Source organism: Thalassospira sp. TSL5-1 (assembly GCF_001907695.1).
Lineage (GTDB): Bacteria > Pseudomonadota > Alphaproteobacteria > Rhodospirillales > Thalassospiraceae > Thalassospira.
Genome location: NZ_KV880637.1, coordinates 1,876,814 through 1,897,137, shown reverse-complemented (window position 1 = coordinate 1,897,137; position 20,324 = coordinate 1,876,814). Strand labels below are relative to the sequence as shown.

The window sequence follows — 20,324 nt, the reverse complement described above, 5'->3', positions numbered from 1 at the left end:
GATTTTGCAGGAGACAGAGGCTGAATTCCCGTCGTGAACCCCATATTCTGGTTGTCGATGATGACCAGGAAATCCAGAAACTGCTTAAAAAGTTTCTGATGCAGCATGGCTATCGCATGACCACGGTTTCGGATGGAACCGAAATGCGTAAAGCCCTGCGGGACTGGAATATTGATCTGTTGATCCTCGATATCATGCTGCCCGGCGAGGATGGTTTTGCCTTGTGCCGGGATGTGCGCCGCACATCAAAAGTACCAATTATCATGTTAACCGCCGTGGGCGAGGATACGGACCGTATTTTGGGGTTGGAACTTGGCGCTGATGATTATTTGACCAAGCCGTTTAACCCGCGTGAATTGCTGGCGCGTATTCGTGCGATTTTCCGCCGTGCGGAAACAGGTGGTGCCAATGATATGGTTGAAAACAGTGCTGAAAAGGTAAGGTTCGGTGCCTGGGTGCTTAACCTGGGGTCGCGGGAATTACGCGATGCAGACAATGTTGTTGTGCATCTTTCAACCGGTGAATTTTCGCTGTTGCGTGCGCTGGTGAAGCACAATAAACGTCCTTTATCACGCGATCAGCTTGTTGATATTGTCCGTGGGCAAAGTTCCATTCCGTTTGACCGCAGTATTGATATTCAGATCAGCCGGTTGCGGCGTAAGATCGAAAAAGATGCCAAAAATCCCAAGCTGATCAAAACGGTGCGCGGCATCGGCTATCAGTTTTGTGCTGATGTCGTGACCGCCTGATCCGAAACAGGCAGATGCAGGTGGCAACGGTAAAACCCCGCTGGTACAAGCCCCGTACGCTTGGGGGGCGCATATTTGTCATCATGATGATTGGCGGGGTTATCATTGCGGCCCTGGCCAGCATGGCATCGCTTTATATCATTGACCGGTCTGAACGCATCAGCCGCGCCTATACGCTGGGATTTACCATTCGTGAGCTGGTCCTGATTGCCGAGAACCCCGAGTTGCGGGGTAATGCCCGGAACGTTGCAGCACAGGATGGTCTGCAGGTGGAAATTCTGCCAGCACAGGAGGTCGAAAGCCTTTTGCTGTTTTCCCGTCCCGCACAGCATATTGCCATGCCGGTTCGGCTGGGAGATGCGGGGTGGCCAATTTCGGTCAAGGTTCATTTTCGGCGTGGACGGCTCAGTTCAGAACAGCGTGATGTGATTGAACAGGCGAAAAGTCCCAGCCTGTTTTTTGCCCAGCTATCGCGCGAAATTGCCCGACTTGGCCTACAGGCGCAAATTGAACTGACCCTGCCTTCCGGGCGGCGGATGATGTTGTCTCATGCGCAGCTTTGGAGTGACTATGCCTCACCATCCGTCGTTTTCATCATGTTTGTGGTGGGGGTGGTTGCTGTTCTTGCCGTTTTTGCTGCTTTGGCTGATTTACTGGCCGGTCCTTTTAAAAATCTGGCAACGGCCATTCGTAAAAATGGTGACGAGGTTGAAGGCGAGCTGGTGGTAGAACGTGGGCCGGTCGAGGCGCGTTCGATGGCGGAAGCCTATAACGGGCTGCGGTTTCGGATTGCCCGAATGCTGGAAGACCGTACACGGATGCTGGCGGCAATTTCGCATGATTTGCGCACGCCAAGTACGCGATTGCGGTTGCGCGCTGAATTTATCGATAATGACGAATTGCGCGAAACGGTTCTGCGTGATCTTGACGAAATGGACGAATTGTTAAGCGATGCGCTCGATTTCCTTGGAGACTGGATCCACAAGGAAGAAGAACGTACTGTTGATTTTACATCCGTGCTTGAAGCGATTTGCGATGACTATGCCGACCTGGGACGGCCGGTGATGTTTGAAGGGCCTAAACCGTTGACATTTAACGTGGTCAATACGGTGTTTGGCAGCAAAAACGAAGAAGCCCATTCCTTTGGTGATAAACGCAGCATTCGGTTGACCTGCCGGGCAGGGACGCTTCGCCGGGCTTTTACCAATTTGATCAATAACGCATTGAAATACGGTCATCGTGCCTATGTTAGCCTGGATGCAACAGCTGATGAGGTGATTGTGCTTGTTCGGGATGAGGGGCCGGGAATTCCCGAAGAGGAACAGGACAAAGTTTTTTTGCCGTTTTATCGTGTTGAAGGGTCGCGCGCGCGCAGTACGGGCGGGAGCGGGCTGGGGCTATCGATTGTTAAAACCGTTATTGATGCCCACGAAGGGATAATCAGCCTAAAAAACTTGCCAAAACGAGGCATGGCAGTTGAGGTGCGTTTGCCAAGAAAAGTCTGATATTTACTTTTTCCTGATTATTTAGGGTTTCCTTACTCAAATATTATTTTTATCTAAATAAGAAAAATTATACATGTTTATAATGTTGTTCTTGTCGCTACCCAGTTTTGTTGTAGGTTAGCGGTCTTCACTGCAAAGTTTGCATTCCTGAATATCGCCAATCGCTGTAGTTGCAGGAACAAGTATGGGATATAACCCGTACGAATTTGAATTAAGGCGCTTTTCTATATGAAAATGTGCTGCCTGTTTTAGGGGGAAAACGCGACCATGATGTCGAATATGAACATCAGAACAAGGCTGATTATCATCGTAATCGGCGCTGTTTTGGCATCTTTTGTTATTGGTGCATTTGCGCTTTATAATTTACGCGGAAATTTACTTGAAGATCGTAAAACAGATACACGTAATCTCGTTAATAGTACGATCAGCCTGTTGGACTTTTATTATCAGCAACAGGCGTCTGGTACCTTAAGTGAAGAAGAAGCACAGAACCTTGCGAAAAAGGCTGTAAGCTCTCTGCGCTATGATGGCGGCAATTACTTTTGGGTGTTTACGGCAAAAGAACAGATCATGCTTGTGCATGGGGTCGTGCCCAAGCTGGTTGGCCAGGACATGAGCGATTCAAAGGATACGTCGGGTAAACTTTATTACCGTTCCTTTGACGAGGTCATCAAGGCGCATGGTGAAGGGTTTGTTGATTATCATTTCTATTTGCCAAATAGCAAAGAAACAGGGCCCAAGCTTGCTTATGTCAAGAATTTTAAACCCTGGGGATGGGTTGTTGGCACCGGGATCTATGTAAATGATATTGATGATATTTTTTATCACAGCTTGATGGTTCAGGGCGCGATTGCGCTGGTTGCCGTTGGTTTGGTCATATTCTTGTCGATCATTGTCAGCAAGGGGATCACCGGTCCATTGTCGCGTATTATCGACAATATGAATTCTGTCGCAGAAGGCGACTACGATATCAAAGTTGAATATACCGAACAGAAAAGTGAAATTGGCGACCTGGCGCGGACCATGGAAACATTTCGGGATCGCAGTCTGGAAGTGGCGCATATGCGCAGCAAACAGGTTGAAAACGAAAAGAAAGCCGAGGAATCCAAACGCGAAGCGCTGCAGCAGATGGCAACCGACTTTGAGCAATCCGTTGGGCAGATTGTGGCTGATGTTCTTCATTTGTCATCCGAGATGCAGGATGGGTTGAAGGCGATTTCGGCTTCCGCAAGACATGCCGGTGAATCCCTTAAGGTTGTTTCTTCTGTTTCTCATGATGCGACACGGAATGTGGATACGGTTGCTGCAGCGGCCGAGGAGCTGACGGCATCGATTGCTGAAATCAGCAGCCAGGTTACACAATCGTCCGGTATTGCGGCGGGGGCAGTTGATGCGTCGGAAGGGACGCACAAGAAAATCGAACTTCTGGCGAATGCAGCCGCTGAAATTGGCGAGGTTGTTGCCCTGATTACCGATATCGCCAACCAGACGAACCTTCTGGCCCTGAACGCCACCATCGAGGCCGCGCGTGCCGGTGATGCAGGGAAAGGGTTTGCTGTTGTAGCCAATGAGGTCAAAAACCTGGCAACCCAGACGGCCCGGGCAACCGATAATATCCGTCGGCAGGTGGAAGATATCCAGGCGGCGACCACAAGCTCGGTTGATGCGATTGCCGATATCGCCGGGACTATTCGCGAACTTGATACCTCAACGGGCCGTATCGCTGCTGCCGTTGAAGAACAGGGGGCAGCGACCCAGGAAATTGCCCGGAATGTTGATGAAGCCGCACGCGGTGTTGGCCGGGTTAATTCCGATATTGATGCAGCTGCCGAAGGCGCATTTATCGATGGTCAGCGCTCTGATAAAGCAAATGCCCTTGCAAACAGCCTTTCTTCCAAGGCCCAGGAACTGGACCGGGCAGTAAGTACCTTTCTGTCAAAGGTTCGGTCTAGCTGATATCGACTATCCTTCGCGATAGACAAACGAAAACCCCCGGCAGTTTTATCAACTGCCGGGGGTTTTCGTGTAATGGCGTGATCATCCGTAACTTCGCGACACGATGGCACGCTATCTTATGGCAAAAAGTAATGGCGGATGGCCCCCAGAACCATCCGCCATTCAGATCAGATCCGCAGTTCCGATTTCGGATCAAACAGACTGATCTGGTTCATATCCGCAGAGAATGTCATCATTTCTCCGGGGTTTGTGGCCCTGTCAGGTCTGACACGCGCCACGATTTCCTTGCCGCCAAGATTGATGACGGTCATGGTGTCGGCTCCGGTGGGTTCGATCACTTCGACCTTGGCGTCAAAATTGACATATTGGCTGCCCGGTTGGTCCGACCCGGTCCGTTTATGGGTCAGGGCTTCGGGGCGAATGCCAAAAACAACATCCTTACCAATCCAGGAACGATAGCTTTCCGGGCTGTTATCCTGTAGCGGCAGCACAACATTCTGGCCGTTATTATCAAAGGTAATGGCGATACGACCGTTATCCTCGATCAGGCGGGCATTGATGAAATTCATCGACGGCGAGCCGATGAAACCGGCAACAAACATGTTGTTGGGTTTTTCATAAATGTGCTGCGGGGTATCAAACTGCTGCAAAATACCGCCCTTCATCACGGCAATGCGCGAGGCCAGGGTCATGGCTTCGATCTGATCGTGGGTCACATAAACGATGGTGGACCCAAGACGATGATGAAGTTTTTTGATTTCGGTACGCATATCAACGCGCAGCTTGGCATCCAGGTTTGACAATGGTTCGTCAAACAGGAAGATGTCCGGGTTCCGCACAAGGGCACGGCCCATTGCCACGCGCTGGCGCTGTCCCCCCGAAAGCTGGGACGGTTTACGGTCCAGCAGGTTTTCGATTTGCAGCAGGCGGGCGACATCATCCACGGCCTTGTCGCGTTCAGAAGACGCGACACCGCGAATTTCAAGGCCAAAGGTGATATTCTTGCGCACCGTCATGTTCGGATAAAGCGCATAGGACTGAAACACCATTGCGATGTTGCGGTCCTTGGGGTGAACGTTATTGATAACGCGATCCCCGATGCGGATTTCACCATCAGACGAGGTTTCAAGACCTGCAATCAGGTTAAGCAGGGTGGATTTGCCGCAGCCCGACGGGCCGACCAGCACGAGAAACTCTCCGTCTTCAATCGCGAGATTGATTTCTTTGAGGACCTCGACGGACCCGAAAGTCTTGCGGACTTTATCAAGGGTAAGTGATGCCATTTCTTTATCCCTTCACCGAACCGGCAGTCAGGCCACGGACGAAATACTTGCCAGCAAGAATGTAAACCAGCAGGGTTGGAAGCCCGGTAAGCAAGGCGGAAGCCATGTCGACGTTGTATTGTTTAACGCCGGTCGTGGTGTTGACGATATTGTTGAGGGCGACAGTCATGGGGGCGCTGTCACCGGAACTAAAGGATGCGCCGAACAGGAAGTCGTTCCAGATCTGGGTGAACTGCCAGATGACGGAAACAACAATGATCGGTCCGGAGATCGGCAGAATGATCCGCCAGAAAATTGTAAAGAACCCTGCGCCATCGATGGTGGCTGCTTTTACCAGTTCATCCGGAATGGAAACGTAATAGTTCCGGAAAAACAGCGTGGTAAAACACAGGCCATAAACAACGTGAACCAGCACAAGACCGGTCGTCGAATTGGCGATGCCCAGACGACCGAGCGTTTGTGACATCGGCAGCAAAACAACCTGGAACGGCACAAAGCAACCAAACAGCAACATTGCAAAAATGATGTTGGCACCGCGAAAGCGGAACTTGGTCAGGGCGTAACCGTTCAGTGCGCCAAGCATGGTCGAGATCAGAACCGCCGGAATGGCCATTTTGACCGAGTTCCAGAAGAAGGTTTTGATACCCGAACATTCAACGCCGACACAGGCCTGGTTCCACGCATAGTCCCACGCATCGAAGGTAACGACACGGGGCAGGGAGATGAGCGAGCCTTCGCGAATTTCCGTCAGGGATTTCAGCGAGGTCGTGACCATCACGAACAGCGGAAACAGGTAATAGACCGAAAACAGGATCAGAACGAGATAGAGCAAACCGCGCAGCAGGGTGTGCTTCATGCCTGAATTCTGGCCGTAAGTCTGGATGTCAGCCATTTTTCTTGCCTCCGCGCAGTTCGGAATACAGATACGGCACAATGATCGCCATAACGGTGGCAAGCATCATCATGGCACTGGCGGCACTGATGCCCAGCTGGTTGCGCTGGAAGGCCATTGTGTACATGAAGGTTGCCGGAAGATCCGATGAATAGCCCGGGCCACCCCCGGTAAGGGCGATGACAAGGTCAAAGCTTTTAACGGCCAGATGGGCCAGAACGACAATCGCGCTTAGGAATACAGGGCGAATGGACGGGATGATAATGCCAAAATAAATGCGCGGAAGGCTGGCGCCATCCATATAGGCGGCCCGGATAATATCCTGGTCCACACCGCGCAGAGCGGCAAGAAACATCGCCATGACAAAGCCCGATGCCTGCCAGACGGCGGCGATCACGACTGTATAAATCGCAAAGTCCGAATTCACCAGCCAGTCAAATTTGAAACTGGCCCAGCCCAGGTCGTGCATCATTTTTTCAAGACCAAGACCAGGGTTGAGAATCCATTTCCAGACGGTGCCGGTTACAATGAAGGATAGCGCCATCGGGTATAGAAAAACGGTACGCAGAACGCCTTCCGCCCGGATGCGCTGATCAAGCAAAACAGCCAGCAGACATCCCAGGAAAAGACAGATAACGATAAAAAGACCGCCGAAAATCAGCAGGTTTTCGATGGCAACATGCCAGCGTTCCATTTGCCATAGGCGTTCATATTGCCGCAGCCCGGCCCAGTCATAGACCGGCATCATGCGCGATTTGGAAAACGCCATCCAGGCGGTCCAAAGGATGAAGCCGTAGACGAAAAACAGGGACGCAGCAAAGGATGGTGCCACAACGATCTTGGACAGATTGCGTTGCAGGCTGGCCATCAGGTTGCTTTCGGTGCTTGAAGAAGCCCCCATGCCCTTTGCCTCAGAATAATTAAAAGATAAGGGAAGCTGGCCCCGAAACGGGGTTTCGGGGCCAGTGCGTTATTGCCTTTTTGGCAATCTCGGATCGACTGAAGGATCAGTCTTTTGCCAGTTCAACAGCTTCAACCAGGCGGTTGACCGCTTCGTCCGACGACATGTCGGAGTTGAAATGTGCGGTTACGACGTCAACGATCGCACCTGAGAGATGACCCGGCAGGGCCATGCCATGTGCCATGGACGGCAGGAAACCACCGGTTTTCTGGTCCGCTTGCATGTCGGCTTCGGATTTTTTTGCGCATTCGTCAAAATCATCCAGCGAAACGCCGGTGCGGGCCGGGATCGAACCCTTAAGCAGGTTGAAGGTTTTCTGGAACTTTTTGCCCATGATCAGCTCGGCAAGGAGCTTCTGGCCTTCAATTTTGTCTTCGCCGCTGACTTTGAACATGGCAAAGCTGTCGGTGTTAAACAGGAAGCCATTGCCGTCATCCGCCGGAGTGGCAGAGCAGAGGAAGTCTTTGCCCGGGACTTTACCGGCAGCAAGGAATTCGCCTTTGGCCCAGTCACCCATGATCTGCATGGCTGCTTTGCCATTCATGACCATCGCGGTTGCCAGGTTCCAGTCACGACCGGGGAAGTCCGGATCAACGTAACCACGGATGGTGCGCATTTCATCAAACACTTTTTTCATGGTGTCGGATTTCAGGGCGTCTTCATCCAGGTCAACCAGGGCCTGCTGATAAAACTCCGGCCCCCCCATACCCAGGACAACGGTTTCAAAAATCGTTGCGTCCTGCCACGGCTGACCACCATGCGCCAGCGGGGTAATGCCAGCAGCCTTCAGTTTTTCTGCAAGTTCGTTGAATTCTTTCCAGGTTTTCGGGCCTTCCTTGGCGCCGACCTTGGCAAGAAGTTCCGGGTTCGACCAGATCCAGTTGACACGGTGGATGTTCACCGGAACAGCAACATAGTCGCCGTCATATTTCATGATGTCCTGGATGCGTTTGGGAATGACGGCATCCCAGTCTTCCTTTTTGGCGACATCATCAAGATTGGCCAGTGCACCCTGTTCAGCCCATTCCTGAATGGCAGGGCCTTTAAGCTGAACCGCACTCGGCGCATCGCCTGACAGAACGCGCGAACGCAGGACGGTCATGGCGGCATCGCCGGCCCCACCGGCAACCGGGCTGTCTTCCCATTTTCCGCCGTGCTCTTCAAAGTCCTTTTTCAGGGCTGCAACGGCTTTTGCTTCGCCGCCAGAAGTCCACCAATGCAGGACTTCAGCGGTCGGTTCTGCATGTGCAAGCGATGCCGAGGCAAGGGCTGCAATGCCGACACTGGCAGCAAGAATGGATTTGCTAAGTTTCATTTCGGGTTTCCTCCCTGGTTTTAAACCAATTGCAGCGACACCATGCTGCGAGAGGGCCCTTATTGCATCCACAAAACTGTAACAGGTCGTTTCCACACCTAGTGTTTGAAACATATTGTTACAATAAAGACAGTATTGATTCGATTTAAACGCAATTCCAGATTTGTGATTAGAGCCTTTTATAGAATTGCAGTTTATACTTCATGGAATAAATGGGTGGGATATCATCATCTTCGTTGTTTCTCTGGCAAAGATGCAAATGATTTCAAGGGGGGGGCGGCGCGCGGTCCGTGCCGGATCATATTGCTGATGATGATCCGGCACGCGCCGACCAGATTTATTCTTTTGCCAGATTTACGGCCTGAACCAGTTTATCAACGGCCTCCTGCGACGACATTTCAGAATTGAAATGCGAGGTCACCGTATCGATAATGGCGCCGGTTAAGTTGCCGGGCAGAGCCATATTGACACCAACCGAGGGCAAAAAGCCGTCTGATGCCTGGGATGCCTGCATGTCTTTTTCAGATTGCAGGGCGCACATGTCGAACTTGTCCATCGGAACACCCAGACGTGCCGGGATCGAACCTTTGAGCAGGTTGAAGGTTTCCTGGAATTTTTGACCGAGAATCAGGCTGGCGAGGAGGTTTTGTCCCTCGATTTTGTCGGCACCTTCGACGCTGAACATGGCAAAGCTGTCGGTATTGAAGAGATAGCCATGATTGGACGGCGTTGCCTGACACAGGAAATCTTTACCCGGTACTTTGCCCGCGGCCAGGAATTCGCCCTTTGCCCAGTCGCCCATAACCTGCATGGCGGCCTTACCGTTCATGACCATTGCGGTTGCAAGGTTCCAGTCGCGCCCGGCAAAGTCTTCATCGACAAAGACGCGCAGAATGCGCATTTCGTCAAACACCTTTTTCATGGTGTCTGATTTCAACGCATCTTCATCAAGGTCAATCAGGGCCTTTTGATAGAATTCGGTACCGCCGATCCCCAATACGACATTCTCAAACAAAATGGTTTCCTGCCACGGCTGGCCGCCCAGTGCCAGCGGCACAATACCCTGGGCCTTGAGTTTTTCGGCCAGTTTGTTGAAGTCATCCCAGTTTGACGGAACCTTTGATGCTCCGACCTTTGCCAGCACTTCCGGGTTGGCCCAAATCATATCGGTGCGGTGAATATTGACCGGCACGGCAACATAATGGCCGTCATATTTCATAAGGGTGCTTAGGCGTTTGGGCAGGATTTCGTCCCATTTTTCCTTTTTGGCGACGTCGTCAAGATTGGCAAGCGCACCTTGTTCGGCCCATTCCATGATTGCCGGGCTTTTTAATTGCACGGCAGTCGGGGCATCGCCTGCCAATACCCTGGAACGCAGCACCGTCATCGCTGCAGAGCCTCCACCGCCTGCAACCGGGCTGTCTATCCATTTGCCGCCATGTGCCTCGAAGTCCTTTTTAAGGGCAACGGCGGCCTTGGCTTCACCACCTGATGTCCAGTAATGCAAAACTTCGACGGTCGGTTCGGCCTGCGCGATGGCTGGCACAAGGGCCAGTAGGGCAGAGGCACAAAAGGCGGCTTTTTTTGCATAGGATGAATGGGGTTTTGATTTAAGCGCGTACATTTTTCCTCCCGGGCTTTTTTATTGATGGTTGGACCATGCGCCCGGTGATTGGCTTTTGCATCCGCTATGATGTAACAAACTATTTCAAAAACCCATTTTGAAGTGAACTGTTACAAAAAATGGTAGCGCTAACATTTGAGGTGGGCGATATAGCGTTTATGACGACAACATCACGAAGCTGCGCATAATTGACTGCAATTATCGGCTTGACCCTGCAGGACATCAGCGCGGAGAGCATTATGGCCTAGCCATCAAAAACGTGTTCGATGGGGTGTGTCATCGGCTCGGCATAGATATTGTGCTGCTTGAATGATGGTTGTTTCGGTTGCGCTGCGGAATATCCGTAAAGGTGAAAAATAGTGACTATTCCAATGTTTATAGGCAGAAAGATAAATTTTCACGAAATTGAACCCATTCAATTATGACTATATGGAACAGATGATATGCAAACTTGGTGGATTGAGAAACATGACAAGTTTGGGCATATTGCATCGCAGAAGAACGGAGCAGGGCGCATCCGGTAACACGAAGTCACCGTGATTGAGCGCCCATCAGTTTGAAGCACAGGAGGTTCAACATGTTCTTGTCCAGTATCATCGTTGCTGTTCGTCGTTGGGCCTATGCACGGTCAGTCGCGAACGAACTTTACGATCTCGACGCCCGTGACTTGGATGATGTCGGGATTTCCCGCTGGCAGATCAAAGACGTTGCACGTAAAGCTGCACGCGACGCGATCGCCTGATCAAGCGGACAAATATCGACAGCGTCTAACATTGTAGGCTGCTGTATGCAGAAGCCGGGCCATTATGACCCGGCTTTTTGTATGTCTGAAATCTGAAAATCCTATATGATGCAAGCCTGCCGGTTTTTCGACCGTGCAGGTTTTTTTCGTGCAAGCTGGTTTTGCTCATCGCAGTTGCGCCTCTGACGTGATTGTTCTTAAGACGGATCAGCATGATATTGTGATCTTGCACGGATAGATGAAAATGGCGTTTCAGTAACGGTTCCGATTCGATGCGATTCAGACAGGTTGAATAGCATAAGCATAGCCTCGACATCCGAACGATAATTGTTTGCAGTGATTTTACTTGAGACTGATTTTTACTTGAGCCTTTATTTTGAGATATTTTAAGAAAAACAGCTAAATTATTGATAGTGGTAATCAATAACGGTGTTTTTTCTTGAAAAAGGTAACGGTGATTACCAGAATGCCGACATGCCATATGGAGGAGACATAATATGAAAGGTGATCGGCAGATCATTGGTTACCTTAATCGCACCCTCACCAATCAGCTGACTGCGATTAACCAGTACTTTTTACACGCCCGCATGCTCAAAAATTGGGGCGTGGTCGAAATGGGCGAATATGAATACAAACTTTCCATCAAGGAAATGAAACGTGCCGATGACCTGATCGAACGTATTTTGTTCCTGGATGGTCTGCCCAACCTGCAGAATCTCAACAAATTGTTGATTGGCGAAAATGTAAGCGAGATTGTCGATTGCGACATGAAATACGAGCTTGCAGCCTTGCCATTACTGCGTGAAGCCATTTCGGCCTGCGAAAAGGCAGAAGATTTTGTCACGCGCGATCTGCTTGTGTCGTTCCTGGAAGATCAGGAAGAACATGTCGACTGGCTTGAAACCCAGCAGTGGCAGCTCGATAATGTTGGCATTCAGAATTTCATCCAGAGCCGTTCCGGCGACGGCGATTAATCAGTTTAAGGAGCGAGCGCCATGAAAGGCAGCCAGAACGTTATTGATATCCTGAACCGTCAGCTGACAGCAGAGCTTTCGGCCGCAGACCAGTATAATACCCATGCGGAAATGTATCTGGATTGGGGGTTGCACGCGCTGTATGAGCGCATGCACCATGAAAAAGACGAAGAACTTGATCATGCCAAACGCTTGATCGAACGTATTCTGTTCCTGGAAGGTGTGCCCGACACGGCATCGCGCACCCCGATCAATGTCGGGCAGACGGTTCCGGAGATGATGAAGAATGATCTGGAACATGAATATATGGTGATCAAGTATCTGAAAGAAGCCATCAAGCTTGCAGAAGTTGAGGGTGACTATCAGACCCGTAACATGCTGACCGTGCTGCTTGATGACAGTGAAGAAGACCATGCCCATTGGCTGGAACAGCAGATCCGTCTGATCGATATGATGGGCTTGCCGAACTACATTCAGTTCCGCGCTGTTGGTGAACCGAGCCCACACGGGTAAGGCGTTCACATCAGGAACGGATTTAAGCGATTTTAAAAGGGCTGCCGTCATCGGTGGCCCTTTTGCTTTGTTTGGGGTCGTTTGTTCTATCAATAAAATGGGCCGGGAAGATCAGGTAACACTACCTATGGTAGACCAGCGATGGCGATGCTCAAATGTCTCTACTTCATATTACCTTGATTGAAAGCTTGACCTTCCAGTGGCTGGAAACTTTATGCTGTCTCAAATGATGAAATTTGCGAGGTACTCGCTATGACAGTGAAGAAAAGTTCTGACCGGCAAAAGGTCAGCTATGATCGCGACCTTAGTTTTGACGTTGGCGGCATGACATGCGCCTCTTGTGCCGGGCGCGTGGAAAAGGCCCTGAAAAAACTTGATGGGGTCGAAGAGGTTGACGTTAACCTTGCGATGAATTCGGCCCATGTTCGATTGGCTGAGAATGTAGCATCCGATGCCAAGGCGTTGGCAAGTGCTGTGCGCAAGGCCGGGTACGACGTCGCAGAAGAGAAACTGTCTTATGATATCGATGGAATGACCTGTGCGAGTTGCTCGGGCCGGGTGGAAAAAGCACTGGCGAAGTTGCCTGGTGTTGTTTCTGCAACCGTCAATCTTGCCCTGGAGCGTGCTGACCTGTCGGTTTTGCCAGGAACTGTCAAGGACCGGCAGGTGCTCCGGGCGGTTGAAAAGGCGGGCTACCACGCGGTTTCACGTAATAACGGGCAAAGCCAGACAGACAGTGCTGCGGACGGACACAAGGATTATGCGATTTGGTGGCTGGTGGCATCCATCATTTTGGCGGCACCCTTGGTTGGGCAAATGATCTGGATGTATCTTGGTGTTGATTATCGGTTGCCTGCCTGGGGCGAACTGGCGCTGGCGACGCCGGTGCAGTTTATTATTGGCTGGCGGTTTTATCGGGGGGCATGGGCGGCATTGCGCAATCGCGCGGCCAATATGGATGTGCTGGTGGCCCTTGGTACGTCGGCGGCTTATTTTCTTAGCCTTTATAACATGTTGCAGCCCGGGACTACGGGCGAAGGCCACCTGTATTTTGAAGCCTCGGCGGTCATCATCACGCTGATTTTGGGCGGCAAGATCATGGAGGAGCGGGCGAAACGTGGCGCTTCTGCCGCCATTCGTGAATTGATGGCATTGCGCCCGCGCAAAGCCCGCCGCCTGGACCCGCAAAGTGGTGAGGAAACCGAAGTTTCCGTCGATGATTTGCAAGTTGACGATATCGTGCGGGTTCGTCCTGGCGAGAAGCTACCAATTGATGGTGTTGTGACCTCGGGCGAAAGCGAGATTGATGAATCGCTGATTACCGGCGAAACCCGGCCTGTATTGCGCAAAAGTGGTGACGAGGTTGTCGGGGGCGCTGTGAACGGCACCGGACGCCTGGATATTTGCGTGAATGCGGTTGGTCAAGACACGACATTGTCGCGCATTATTCGCCTGGTGGAACAGGCGCAAACGGGCAAAGCGCCAGTTCAGCAAATGGTGGACAAGGTTGCGGCGGTTTTTGTGCCGATCATTATTTTAATTGCACTGGTGACGTTTGCGGGCTGGCTGATGGCCGGGTTTACCCTAGAAACCGCAATTGTGTCGGCTGTATCGGTGCTGGTTATTGCCTGTCCGTGTGCTTTGGGCCTGGCAACACCAACGGCACTGGTTGCAGGGACGGGGGCCGCTGCCCGTTCGGGTATTCTTATTCGCAATTTCGAGGCCCTGGAGCAGGCGCATAATGTTGACGCCGTTATTTTCGATAAAACCGGCACCCTGACAGAGGGTGTGCCAACCGTTACCGATGTTGTCATTTCGTCGAATGATTGGGATGAAAAGGAATTCCTGCGTTTGATAGCCTCCGTGCAGGCGGCAAGCGAACATCCTTTGGCACAGGCGGTTGTCAAGGCCGCGGCGGATCGCGAATTGAAATTGGCCGACGTCGCCGATTTTAAGGGCACGACCGGTGCCGGTGTTGGTGGCACGGTTGAGGGGCATGCCATTTTGATCGGTACCGAAAGCCTGCTGAAGGATCACGATGTGGCCTTGCCGGAACATAGTGTGGCCGAGAACGTCAAACAGGCTGAGCAAACCGGCAGTACGGTTGTGCTGGTGGCAATTGATGGCCGATTTGCCGGTTATTTGGCACTGGAAGATAAAATACGGGACAGCGCGATTGCGGCCGTTTCGGACCTGAAATCGCGTGGCATTGACAGCATCATGCTCTCGGGGGATGCCGAAGATGTGGCCGCCCATGTTGCCAAACAGATTGGCCTTGAAAGCTGGCGGGGCCGTATTCGCCCGCAGGACAAGGCCCGCGAGGTCGAGAAACTACGCAAGGAAGGCCGCCATGTGGCAATGGTCGGGGATGGTATCAATGATGCACCCGCACTTGCGGCGGCAGATGTGGGCATTGCAATGGGCGGCGGCACCGATGTTGCGATGGAAACGGCAGGTATCACGCTTATGCGTTCCGATCCGGCGCTGGTGGCGGGGGCCATTGATATTTCCATCGTTACCCGCCGCAAGATCACCCAAAATCTGTTTTGGGCGTTTGGTTATAATGTGATTGGGGTGCCGCTGGCGGCCTTTGGCATTCTTAGCCCGGCGATTGCTGGGGCAGCAATGGCGTTGAGTTCTGTTTCTGTCGTGACAAATTCCCTGATGTTGCGGCGTTGGAAATTGCGTGAAAAGGGGAACCAGAAATGAACATTTCCGAAGCGGCCCGGCAATGTGGTTTACCGGCGAAAACCATTCGCTATTACGAGGAAATTGGCCTTGTAATGCCGGGGCGGCTAGCCAACGGTTACCGCGACTATCGCGAGCAGGATTTGCATAAATTGCGGTTTTTGCAACGCTCCCGCGGGTTGGGGTTTTCGATTGATGATTGCCGCCTGCTGTTATCGCTGTACGAAGATCGTAATCGGGCATCAGCGGATGTCCGCCAGATCGCTAAGGCCCATCTGGAAGACATTGACCGCAAGATCGAGGAATTAAAAAGCCTTCAGGCGACGTTGCGCCAATTGGTCCATCAATGTCATGGCGATGACAGGCCTGATTGCCCGATTATCGAGGATTTGGCCGGGCCCGTTTCCTGAAAAAAGTTAATCACAAGGGCGCAAAGCCCTATAAATCCGACCGAATAGAGAGAGAGAGTAATAATCGGTGAAAAATAAACTGGGTTTGGGCGTTATTGCGCTGGGCGCTGCCGTGTTGGGGTATTTAGGGTATCAGTATTTTAAACCGGCGGAAACGGTTGCATCTGCAATTACAATTGATCCGTCCGATTTGCATCGGGTTGCTGCCGGAAAGAAAATATACGACGCCAATTGTGCATCCTGTCACGGTAACAAACTACAGGGAGAAGCCAATTGGCAGCAACGGGGTACAGATGGATTGTTGCCGGCACCGCCCCATGATGCAACAGGGCATACCTGGCATCATCCCGATCAGATGTTGTTTGCCCTGACCAAATATGGCCCCGAAAAAATGGTCGGCGATGGTTACAAAAGTGCGATGCCGGCCTTTGAGGATATCTTGAGTGATCAGGAAATTGCTGATGCCCTGTCATATATCAAAAGCCGCTGGCCCGATGATGTGCGCGCACGCAATGACAAAATCAATCAAGCTGCCCAGGCGGATGGTTAAAGGTATTGAGTGTCCGTAAGGTTTGAGGCTGCCTGCCGTTTGGGCAGGCAGATTTTGATGGTTGTACCCTTGCCAGGATTGCTTTCGATAATAAAACGTCCGCCGTGCAACTCGGTCAGCATTTTTGCCAGTGGCAATCCCAGTCCGGTTCCGGCACTTTCCTTGATACCCTCCGGGTGAAGTTGCGAAAACCGGGTGAGGGCGCGGGGAATATCCTGTGCTGACATTCCGACACCATTGTCGGTGATTGTGAAAATGGCTTCATCCTGTGTCAGGGCAAGGCTTAGGGAAATTCTGCCGCCATCCGGGGTGAACTTTCCGGCATTGCTCAAAATGTTGATCAGGATCTGTTTTAATTTCATCCGGTCGCAATCAAGGATCACGTCATGATCCGGCAGGTCGATGGTTAATGTGTGCGCCCGGCGGCGATAATCATCCAGGATCAGTCTGACGGCCTCGTGAGCCACGGAAATGATGTTTGTTGGGGTGGGATGAAGTTTCATGGCGCCATCGGCGAGCTTGGCCGAATCAAGAACATCATTTACCAGCGACAATAAATGCAGGCCTGCCTGGTGAATGTCTTGCCCGCATTCACGGTAGGCAACGTCAATATCGCCCAGAACGCCGTGTTCAATAAGTTCGGCATTGCCGATAATGGCGTTTAGCGGTGTTCGCAATTCGTGACCCATATTGGCCAGAAAATCGTTTTTGGTGGCGTTGGCATCATGGCGTTGCTGTTGAGCGAATGTATCCTGACGGACCTGATGAGGGCCGGGATTTTCAACAAGCGTAAGCAGGGCCGCTATGTGGCTTTCTCCTGCATGGTTTAGCGGAAGTGTTGAAACGGTCATGTGACATGGAATGGTGTTTTGAGACTCGTTGATGACCATAATATCGCCAGACCAGAACTCACCGGAGGAAAAAAGCGCATCAAGACCCTGCACAATGTCGGGATTGAGGAATGAAGCCTGGCGATGTTCGATATCCCCAATATTAAGCTCCAGCATATTTGCAAGGGCCTGATTGGCATGCAGAATTTTACCGTCCCGTGCGCAGATCGCCGTCGCATAGGGCAGGGCGTCACATAGGGATCCTATTGGCGCAGTCAGGTTGGTTTCGCCTGTCATGTCAGGCTTGCTGGAACGCACGCATTTACCCCCCAAATCGATAGTGACGTTGGATCAGAAACGATCCACTTGCAGTCCCTGTAGCGAGATTTCGGGGGCTTTATTTGACATGACATCTGCAATGGCTTTGGCCGACCCGCAACTCATGGTCCAGCCCAGCGTTCCGTGCCCCGAATTGAGAAACAGGTTATCATAACGGGTTGCTCCCAGAACAGGGGCAGAATCGGGTGTTACCGGGCGAAGACCGCTCCAATAATCAATTTGGTCACGATTTCCACAATGCGGAAACAGTTCAAAGGCTTTATCAGTGATCAATTGCTGACGGCGTGGTGACATGCGCAGGGAGTATCCATCCAGTTCGGCGGTGCCCGCGACGCGCAAGCGGCTGCCAAGCCGGGAATAGACCATTTTGACACTGTCATCGATCAGGCTGACGGTGGGTGCGCCATCCTCGAACCCGGTTGTGTCAATGGTGATCGAATATCCCTTGCAGGGATAAATCGGCAGTTTGATGCCAAGAGGATTGGTGAGGAACGGGCTGTAACTGCCTAAACAAACAAGGTATTTGTCGCCGCGAACCGGGCCGTTACTGGTGCGGACATGATCGATTTTCGTCCCGCTGGTTGCCAGTTCGTGAATGGAGGTATCATATAAAAACGTTGCCCCCATTTTCCGGCATCGGTCTGCTAGGGCGAGGGTGAATTTTTGTGCATCCCCACTTTCATCATCGGGCGAAAAACTTCCCCCAATCACCGGATGACGTGAGTGTTTTAAGGCTGGTTCAATGGCAAGGCATTCCGCCGCGCTGACCACCCGGCGTTCAAGGCCGAATTCCTGCATGATGTCAGCCGTTTTTTCGACTTTTTTCATCTCGTTTTCGTCGTGGCAGATATGAAGAATGCCTTTGCTCAGGCTGTCATATTCCAGGCCAAGCTGTGCGCGAAGTTCCTTGATGCAGGAACGGCTGTAAATTGCCAGCCTAAGGGATTTTTCGATATTCTGGCGGGTGCGGTCCGGGCCACAATTGCGCAGGAAACGCAGCACCCAGGCAAAGAGTTGCGGGTCAAATCGCAACCGGAACAAAAGGGGAGCATCTTCCTGGCCCAGCCATTTCAGGCTTTGCCAAGGGGTTTGCGGAGTGGCCCAGGGCAGGGCATGGCAGGCGGAAATTTGCCCGCCATTGGCAAAACTGGTTTCCTGTGCCGCTTTTGGCTGACGGTCGATCACTGTAACCTGATGACCATTTTGCAAAAGATAATAGGCCGAGGTCGTGCCAACGACACCCGCACCTAACACAACAACCTTCATGCCGGAATTGCCTTGTTTGCTCGGATTTGTTTGGCAGAATCATCTGCGCGGGGCACTATACGCACTGCGAAAACAAATAGCTACCAGTGGGAATGCGTAACAGCCCTGTTCCAGTCAACATTTTGGAAGATATGGGTTCTGTCGGTGTTATCGGGATTTACGCCCGGAAAACGGAGGTCCGATGCAAGAGATTTTAACGGTTGCCCAGATGTATGAGGCAGACCGGCGGACAATTGAAAGCGGCGTTTCTGGCGAGAGTCTGATGGAAAATGCCGGGCACGCCGTTTTTGAGGAGATTGTCAGCCGATTTTCGTCCTGCGCGGTGTCGGTTTTATGCGGACCGGGAAATAATGGTGGTGACGGTTTTGTCATTGCCCGCCTGCTGCGAGACCAGGGCTGGAACGTGCGTATTGGCTTGCAGGGCGAAGTCGAGAATCTTGCAGGTGATGCCCGAATTCATGCGGAAAAATGGACAGGTATCGTTGAACGGCTATCTCCGGCAATGCTTGTCGGTGCTGATTTGGTGGTTGATTGCATTTTTGGTGCGGGCTTGGCGCGCGATATTGAAGGCGAACTTGCGGTATTGGTTACGGCAATTAATGAATGTCCTGCCAGTGTTATCGCGGTTGACGTGCCCAGCGGGATTGACGGCACAACGGGGGAAATATGTGGTGTTGCTGTCGATGCTGATTTTACCATCAGTTTTTGCCGGCCAAAACCGGCGCATTATTTGCTGCCGGGCAAGGATTTGTGCGGACAGTGTATCATCAAGGATATTGGCATTTCGTCCGATATTGTGGGGTCGCTCGTCCCTGATACCTTTGTGAATACGCCGCAAATATGGGAATCGTTTATTCCGTGGCCGGTTAATAGCGGGCACAAATATCAACGCGGCCATGTTTTGGCAGTGGGCGGTGCCCATACCACAGGTGCAGTGCGCCTGGCAGCACGGGCAGCACGGCGTGCCGGGGCGGGGTTGTTAACCGTTTTGGCAGAACCAGCGGCATTGCCGCTTTACGCCCAGGATGCCCCGGGTGTGATGGTTGCGCCGATTGCGAAGTTTGAAGAACTGATGCAAGACCCCCGCCACAATGCGGTGCTGATTGGCCCGGGGGCGGGTGTGGGGGATGATACGCGCAAGCGTGTGATCCATGCTCTTCATTGTGCACGGGCCTGCGTATTGGATGCCGATGCCCTGACCAGTTTTAGCGATGATCCCAGCACGCTGTTTTTTGCCGTTCAGGGGGCAACGGTGATGACACCCCACGAGGGCGAATTTTCCCGGCTGTTTGATAATCTGACCGGCGATAAACTTTCGCGCGCACGGGCGGCGGCAAAACGAAGCGGTGCGGTCCTTATATTAAAAGGTGCGGATAGCATTGTGGCTGCGCCGGATGGCCGGGCGGTGATAAATGATGTTTTTGCCCCCTGGCTTGCCACGGCCGGAAGTGGTGATGTTCTTGCGGGCCTGGTTACAGGGTTATTGGCGCAGGGGATGCCCGCGTTTGAGGCAGCAGCAATGGCCGTATGGTTACACGGGCAGGCGGGGCAGGCGTTTGGACCGGGCCTGATTGCCGAGGATATTCCCGATGCTTTGCCTGGACTGTTATCGCGCCTGTGGCAGCGCAGGGCGCTTGAGGTCGTGACTTAGGGCACACTGTAGCAGGGCGTTGATATGCACGGGCTTGGTGCTGATGGTGAATGTTGTTTTAATGCTTATGTCTATG

17 protein-coding genes are annotated in these 20,324 nt (G+C 52.1%); 10 read left to right on the top strand and 7 right to left on the bottom strand.

Annotated elements, in window-relative coordinates:
* Positions 1 to 20: 20 nt before the first annotated feature.
* The 3 genes from LF95_RS08970 to LF95_RS08960 all read left to right on the top strand — a co-directional run bounded on the left by LF95_RS08970 (position 21) and on the right by LF95_RS08960 (position 4,210).
* The gene (locus LF95_RS08970; protein ID WP_073954612.1) at positions 21 to 749 is read left to right on the top strand and encodes a response regulator; all 729 of its coding nucleotides are present in this window, start codon (positions 21 to 23) and stop codon (positions 747 to 749) included.
* Between the two features lie 20 nt (positions 750 to 769).
* Complete coding sequence (locus tag LF95_RS08965) at positions 770 to 2,254, top strand: sensor histidine kinase (protein WP_252509702.1); 1,485 nt, start codon at positions 770 to 772, stop codon at positions 2,252 to 2,254.
* Between the two features lie 267 nt (positions 2,255 to 2,521).
* Complete coding sequence (locus tag LF95_RS08960) at positions 2,522 to 4,210, top strand: methyl-accepting chemotaxis protein (RefSeq protein WP_073954610.1); 1,689 nt, start codon at positions 2,522 to 2,524, stop codon at positions 4,208 to 4,210.
* Between the two features lie 167 nt (positions 4,211 to 4,377).
* Here LF95_RS08960 and LF95_RS08955 read toward each other — a convergent pair whose 3' ends face one another.
* The 5 genes from LF95_RS08955 to LF95_RS08935 form a co-directional block, all read right to left on the bottom strand.
* Positions 4,378 to 5,493, bottom strand: a complete 1,116-nt coding sequence (locus tag LF95_RS08955) for an ABC transporter ATP-binding protein (protein ID WP_073954609.1) — start codon at positions 5,491 to 5,493, stop codon at positions 4,378 to 4,380.
* Between the two features lie 4 nt (positions 5,494 to 5,497).
* The gene (locus LF95_RS08950) at positions 5,498 to 6,385 is read right to left on the bottom strand and encodes a carbohydrate ABC transporter permease (RefSeq protein WP_073954608.1); all 888 of its coding nucleotides are present in this window, start codon (positions 6,383 to 6,385) and stop codon (positions 5,498 to 5,500) included.
* The gene (locus LF95_RS08945; RefSeq protein ID WP_073954607.1) at positions 6,378 to 7,286 is read right to left on the bottom strand and encodes a carbohydrate ABC transporter permease; all 909 of its coding nucleotides are present in this window, start codon (positions 7,284 to 7,286) and stop codon (positions 6,378 to 6,380) included. Before LF95_RS08945 ends, LF95_RS08950 begins: the two co-directional genes overlap by 8 nt.
* Positions 7,287 to 7,392: 106 nt before the next feature.
* Positions 7,393 to 8,661: an ABC transporter substrate-binding protein gene (locus tag LF95_RS08940; protein WP_073954606.1), complete on the bottom strand. Its 1,269-nt coding sequence runs from the start codon at positions 8,659 to 8,661 to the stop codon at positions 7,393 to 7,395.
* 337 nt (positions 8,662 to 8,998) lie between these two features.
* On the bottom strand, positions 8,999 to 10,285 hold the full coding sequence (locus LF95_RS08935) for an ABC transporter substrate-binding protein (protein ID WP_073954605.1): 1,287 nt from the start codon (positions 10,283 to 10,285) through the stop codon (positions 8,999 to 9,001).
* A gap of 577 nt (positions 10,286 to 10,862) precedes the next feature.
* Here LF95_RS08935 and LF95_RS08930 point away from each other — a divergent pair.
* From LF95_RS08930 to LF95_RS08905, 6 genes are all read left to right on the top strand, one after another.
* On the top strand, positions 10,863 to 11,027 hold the full coding sequence (locus LF95_RS08930; RefSeq protein ID WP_073954604.1) for a DUF1127 domain-containing protein: 165 nt from the start codon (positions 10,863 to 10,865) through the stop codon (positions 11,025 to 11,027).
* 497 nt (positions 11,028 to 11,524) lie between these two features.
* Positions 11,525 to 12,001: a bacterioferritin gene (bfr, locus tag LF95_RS08925; protein WP_073954603.1), complete on the top strand. Its 477-nt coding sequence runs from the start codon at positions 11,525 to 11,527 to the stop codon at positions 11,999 to 12,001.
* 21 nt (positions 12,002 to 12,022) lie between these two features.
* Positions 12,023 to 12,514, top strand: coding sequence for a bacterioferritin (bfr, locus tag LF95_RS08920; RefSeq protein ID WP_073954602.1), 492 nt, complete (start codon positions 12,023 to 12,025; stop codon positions 12,512 to 12,514).
* A 252-nt stretch (positions 12,515 to 12,766) separates the two neighbouring features.
* Positions 12,767 to 15,223: a heavy metal translocating P-type ATPase gene (locus LF95_RS08915; protein WP_073954601.1), complete on the top strand. Its 2,457-nt coding sequence runs from the start codon at positions 12,767 to 12,769 to the stop codon at positions 15,221 to 15,223.
* The gene (gene cueR / locus LF95_RS08910; RefSeq protein ID WP_073954600.1) at positions 15,220 to 15,612 is read left to right on the top strand and encodes a Cu(I)-responsive transcriptional regulator; all 393 of its coding nucleotides are present in this window, start codon (positions 15,220 to 15,222) and stop codon (positions 15,610 to 15,612) included. Before LF95_RS08915 ends, cueR begins: the two co-directional genes overlap by 4 nt.
* A gap of 67 nt (positions 15,613 to 15,679) precedes the next feature.
* Positions 15,680 to 16,162, top strand: a complete 483-nt coding sequence (locus tag LF95_RS08905; protein WP_252509701.1) for a c-type cytochrome — start codon at positions 15,680 to 15,682, stop codon at positions 16,160 to 16,162.
* Here the strand turns inward: LF95_RS08905 and LF95_RS08900 are convergent.
* Together LF95_RS08900 and LF95_RS08895 are read right to left on the bottom strand one after the other, a co-directional pair.
* Positions 16,159 to 17,310, bottom strand: coding sequence for a PAS domain-containing sensor histidine kinase (locus LF95_RS08900; RefSeq protein ID WP_252509700.1), 1,152 nt, complete (start codon positions 17,308 to 17,310; stop codon positions 16,159 to 16,161). The two genes, LF95_RS08905 and LF95_RS08900, sit on opposite strands and share 4 nt — an antisense overlap.
* A 33-nt stretch (positions 17,311 to 17,343) precedes the next feature.
* Positions 17,344 to 18,597 carry a D-amino acid dehydrogenase gene (locus LF95_RS08895; RefSeq protein ID WP_073954598.1) on the bottom strand — a complete coding sequence of 418 codons (1,254 nt, stop codon included), beginning with the start codon at positions 18,595 to 18,597 and terminating at the stop codon, positions 17,344 to 17,346.
* Positions 18,598 to 18,778: 181 nt separating this feature from the next.
* Between LF95_RS08895 and LF95_RS08890 the strand changes: the two genes are divergently transcribed.
* Complete coding sequence (locus tag LF95_RS08890; protein WP_073954597.1) at positions 18,779 to 20,248, top strand: bifunctional ADP-dependent NAD(P)H-hydrate dehydratase/NAD(P)H-hydrate epimerase; 1,470 nt, start codon at positions 18,779 to 18,781, stop codon at positions 20,246 to 20,248.
* Positions 20,249 to 20,324: the final 76 nt, after the last annotated feature.

Bases quoted from the DNA above. Each gene is read 5' to 3' on its own strand.
- LF95_RS08960 (WP_073954610.1), top strand. From the start codon at position 2,522: ATGATGTCGAATATGAACATCAGAACAAGGCTGATTATCATCGTAATC.
- LF95_RS08940 (WP_073954606.1), bottom strand. From the start codon at position 8,661: ATGAAACTTAGCAAATCCATTCTTGCTGCCAGTGTCGGCATTGCAGCC.
- LF95_RS08890 (WP_073954597.1), top strand. From the start codon at position 18,779: ATGCAAGAGATTTTAACGGTTGCCCAGATGTATGAGGCAGACCGGCGG.
- LF95_RS08955 (WP_073954609.1), bottom strand. From the start codon at position 5,493: ATGGCATCACTTACCCTTGATAAAGTCCGCAAGACTTTCGGGTCCGTC.
- LF95_RS08915 (WP_073954601.1), top strand. From the start codon at position 12,767: ATGACAGTGAAGAAAAGTTCTGACCGGCAAAAGGTCAGCTATGATCGC.
- LF95_RS08935 (WP_073954605.1), bottom strand. From the start codon at position 10,285: ATGTACGCGCTTAAATCAAAACCCCATTCATCCTATGCAAAAAAAGCC.
- LF95_RS08930 (WP_073954604.1), top strand. From the start codon at position 10,863: ATGTTCTTGTCCAGTATCATCGTTGCTGTTCGTCGTTGGGCCTATGCA.
- cueR (WP_073954600.1), top strand. From the start codon at position 15,220: ATGAACATTTCCGAAGCGGCCCGGCAATGTGGTTTACCGGCGAAAACC.
- bfr (WP_073954602.1), top strand. From the start codon at position 12,023: ATGAAAGGCAGCCAGAACGTTATTGATATCCTGAACCGTCAGCTGACA.
- LF95_RS08895 (WP_073954598.1), bottom strand. From the start codon at position 18,597: ATGAAGGTTGTTGTGTTAGGTGCGGGTGTCGTTGGCACGACCTCGGCC.
- bfr (WP_073954603.1), top strand. From the start codon at position 11,525: ATGAAAGGTGATCGGCAGATCATTGGTTACCTTAATCGCACCCTCACC.
- LF95_RS08950 (WP_073954608.1), bottom strand. From the start codon at position 6,385: ATGGCTGACATCCAGACTTACGGCCAGAATTCAGGCATGAAGCACACC.
- LF95_RS08945 (WP_073954607.1), bottom strand. From the start codon at position 7,286: ATGGGGGCTTCTTCAAGCACCGAAAGCAACCTGATGGCCAGCCTGCAA.